The sequence below is a fragment of the uncultured Amaricoccus sp. genome (genome assembly GCF_937858865.1).
Lineage (GTDB): Bacteria > Pseudomonadota > Alphaproteobacteria > Rhodobacterales > Rhodobacteraceae > Amaricoccus.
In genome coordinates this window covers 1-3688 of the sequence record NZ_CALLYO010000223.1, presented here as the reverse complement: position 1 = coordinate 3688, position 3688 = coordinate 1, and the positions used below count along the sequence as shown (strand labels likewise).

Genomic DNA, 3688 nt, shown 5'->3' with positions numbered 1-3688 from the left:
AGGGGGCCGAGGCCGGGGACGTCGATGCGGGCGGTGGCCTTGAGGTCGGCGAGGCGGCGCTCGGCCTCGGCGGGGTCGAGGGTGTCGGGGACGAAGCCGAGCAGGCCGAGGATGACGGCGCGGTCGGTGGCGTGGCCCTTGCCGGTGAAGGCGAGGCTGCCGTGGAGGGACGCCTCGAGCCGGGCGGGGGCGCCGGAGCCGGGGACGCGGTCGGCACCGTCGCGGAGGGCGGCGAGGAAGCGGGCGGCGGCGAGCATCGGGCCCATGGTGTGCGAGCTCGAGGGGCCGACGCCGATCTTGAAGATGTCGAAGACGCTGAGGAACATGGCCGCCTCCGGGCACGGGGTGGGCACGCGTGCCCACTTTGCCATCATATTGAAATTACAGGGATTCACCCCGCGGCGTTAACCGCGTGGAAAGGAAGGTTAACGCCTCAGCCCTGGTAGATCGGGTGGGCGTCGGTGAGCTTCCTCACCTCGGCCAGCACCTCGGCCTCGACGGCGGCGTCGCCTTCGGCTCCCCTGGCGGCGAGGGCGTCGACGACGCGGAGGACGAGCTCGCCGACGCGGGCGAACTCGGCCTCGCCGAAGCCGCGGGTGGTGCCGGCGGAAGTGCCGAGGCGGACGCCGGAGGTGACGAAGGGCTTTTCCGGGTCGAAGGGGATGGCGTTCTTGTTGCAGGTGAGGCCGGCGCGCTCCAGCGCGCGCTCGGCGTCGCGGCCCTTCACGCCCTTCGGGCGCAGGTCGACGAGGACCATGTGGCTGTCGGTGCCGCCGGAGACGATGTCGAGGCCGCCCTGCTGCAGCGTCGCGGCGAGGGTGCGGGCGTTGGCGATGACGGCGGCGGCGTAGTCCTTGAATTCGGGGCGCAGCGCCTCGCCGAAGGCGACGGCCTTGGCGGCGATGACGTGCATGAGGGGGCCGCCCTGGTTGCCGGGGAAGACGGCGGAGTTGAGCTTCTTCGCCAGGTCCTCGTCGTTGGTCAGGATGATGCCGCCGCGGGGGCCGCGGAGGGTCTTGTGGGTGGTCGAGGTGGTGACGTGGGCGTGCGGCACCGGGTTCGGGTAGAGGCCGGCGGCGATGAGGCCGGCATAGTGGGCCATGTCGACCATGAGGTATGCGCCGACCTCGTCGGCGATGGCGCGGAAGGCGGCGAAGTCGATGGCGCGCGGGTAGGCGGAGGCGCCGGCGATGATGAGCTTCGGGCGGGTCTCCAGCGCGCGGGCGCGGACGGCGTCCATGTCGATGAGCTGGTCGGACTCGCGGACTTGGTAGCTGACGACGTCGAACCACTTGCCGGACATGGTGACCGGCGAGCCGTGGGTGAGGTGGCCGCCGTGGGCGAGCGACATGCCCATGATGCGGTCGCCGGGCTGGAGCAGCGCGAGGAAGACGGCCTGGTTGGCCTGGGCGCCGGAGTGCGGCTGGACGTTGGCGTAGGCAGCGCCGAAGAGCTCTTTCACCCGGTCGAGGGCGAGGGTCTCGACCTCGTCGACGAACTCGCAGCCGCCGTAGTAGCGCTTGCCGGGGTAGCCCTCGGCGTACTTGTTGGTCAGGACCGAGCCCTGGGCGATGAGGACGTCGCGGGAGACGATGTTCTCGGACGCGATCAGCTCGATCTGGTGCTGCTGGCGGCCGAGCTCGCGGCCGATGGCGGCGGCGACGGCGTCGTCGGAGAGGCGGGGGGCGGTGGTGTCGAGCATGAGGGTTCCCTTCAGAGGCCGGTGGCGAGCTCGCGGGCGGCGAGGTCGAGGAGGGCGCGGACGTGCGGGGCGAACGAGCGCCAGACGGTGAGGTGGAAGCGGTCCTCGGCCTCGCGGGTGAGGACGACCTGGGCGGTGTCGAAGACGGTGCGGGTGCCGGCGCCGACGGCGAGCCGCGCGAGGTCGCGCGGGCAGCCGGTCGCGAGGAGGTCGAGGACGGCGGGGCCTTCGAGGGCGTAGGTGATCTCGCGGTCGGAAACCTCGACGGCGCTGTGGGGCTGGGAGATGCCGGCGAGCGCGGCGAGGAGCGCGTCGCGGTCGGCCTCCGGGGCCTCGACCAGCCACTCGTCGGGGCCGAGGCAGAGGGCGGTGCGGCTGCCCTCGGCGCTGCGGGCGCCGACGGCGGTCGGCAGGGACAGGCCCGCGGCGGCCGGGTCGGCGAGGCGCAGCGAGATCCGCGTGGCCGGGGGCAGCTCGGCGACGGTCACGCCGGCGCGGGGGGACGTCATGGCGTTCATGGCTCGCTCTCCTCTCAGGCGCTCAGCCGGCTGTTCTCGGGGTCGAGGAAGACCGTGCTCTTCACCACGCGGGCGGTGATCGTGCGGTCGGGCATGGGGATGTGCAGGGTCTCGCCGTCGCGGTCGCGGCCGTCGGTCACCATCGCGATGGCGATCGAGCGGCCGAGGGCCTCGCTCCAGTAGGAGGAGGTGACGTGGCCGAGCATGGTCATCGGCTTCGGCTGCGCCGGGTCGGCGACGATCTGGGCGCCTTCCTCGAGGACGAGCTTCGGGTCGTCGGTCAGGAGGCCGACGAGCTGCTTGCGGCCCTTGGCCACCATGTCGGGGCGGGCGAGCGAGCGCTTGCCGACGAAGTCGGGCTTGGCCTTGCCGATCGCCCAGGCGAGGCCGGCGTCGTCGGGGGTCAGCGTGCCGTCGGTGTCCTGGCCGACGATGATGTAGCCCTTCTCGGCGCGCAGGACGTGCATCGTCTCGGTGCCGTAGGGGCAGACGTCGTACTGCTTGCCGGCCGCGATCAGCCTCTCCCAGAGGGCGAGGCCGTGGCGGGCGGGGACGTTGACCTCGAAGCCGAGCTCGCCGGTGAAGGAGATGCGGAAGAGGCGGGCGGGGAAGCCGGCGACGGTGCATTCCGCGACCGACATGTGCGGGAAGGCGGCGTCGGAGAGGTCGAGGCCCTCGACGAGGGGGGCGAGGAGGTTGCGGGCGTTCGGGCCGTTCAGGGCGACGGTCGCCCACTCCTCGGTGGTGGAGGTGAGCCAGACCTTGAGGTCGGGCCATTCGGTCTGCAGGTAGTCCTCCATCATGTTGAGGACGCGGGCGGCGCCGCCGGTGGTGGTGGTGACGTGGAAGCGGTCGGGGCCGAGGCGGCCGATGACGCCGTCGTCGCGGATGAAGCCGTCCTCGCCGAGGAGGAGGCCGTAGCGGCAGCGGCCGGGGGCGAGCCTGGCCCAGGGGTTGGTGTACATCCGCTCCATGAAGGTGACGGCGTCGGGGCCGGCGACCTCGATCTTGCCGAGCGTGGAGGCGTCGAAGATGCCGAGGGAGGCGCGGGTGGCGCGGCACTCGCGGGCGACGGCGGCGTGCATGTCCTCGGCGCCTTGCGGGAAGTAGCGGGCGCGGCGCCAGAGGGCGACGGGCTCGAAGACGGCGCCGTGGGCCTCGGCCCAGGGGTCGATGGGCGTCCTGCGGGTGACGTCGAAGGTGGCGTCCTGGTGGTAGCCGGCGAAGGTGCCGAAGGTGGCCGGCGTGTAGGGCGGGCGGAAGGTGGTGAGGCCGACCTGCGGCGGCGCCTTGCCGAGCGCGTCGGCGGCGATCATCAGGCCGTTGATGTTGGACATCTTGCCCTGGTCGGTCGCCATGCCGTTAGTGGTGTAGCGCTTGACGTGCTCGATCGAGCGCATCCCCTCGCGGACCGCGAGGCGGATGTCCTTGGCGGTGACGTCGTTCTGGAAGTCGATGAAGGCCTTGG

4 protein-coding genes are annotated in these 3688 nt (G+C 72.2%); all 4 read right to left on the bottom strand.

What is annotated here, in order from left to right; all coding sequences use genetic code 11:
- Nucleotides 1-326, bottom strand: a 326-nt coding sequence (locus Q0112_RS05975) for a serine dehydratase beta chain (RefSeq protein WP_297972733.1), incomplete at its 3' end; no start/stop codon positions are given.
- A gap of 107 nt (nucleotides 327-433) precedes the next feature.
- Entirely contained in the window at nucleotides 434-1702 is a 1269-nt protein-coding gene (glyA, locus tag Q0112_RS05970) for a serine hydroxymethyltransferase (RefSeq protein ID WP_297972732.1), read from the bottom strand.
- Between the two features lie 11 nt (nucleotides 1703-1713).
- Nucleotides 1714-2220, bottom strand: a complete 507-nt coding sequence (locus tag Q0112_RS05965; protein WP_297972731.1) for a sarcosine oxidase subunit gamma — start codon at nucleotides 2218-2220, stop codon at nucleotides 1714-1716.
- A gap of 14 nt (nucleotides 2221-2234) precedes the next feature.
- The coding region (locus Q0112_RS05960) for a glycine cleavage T C-terminal barrel domain-containing protein (RefSeq protein WP_297972730.1) at nucleotides 2235-3688 on the bottom strand (1454 nt) is incomplete at its 5' end.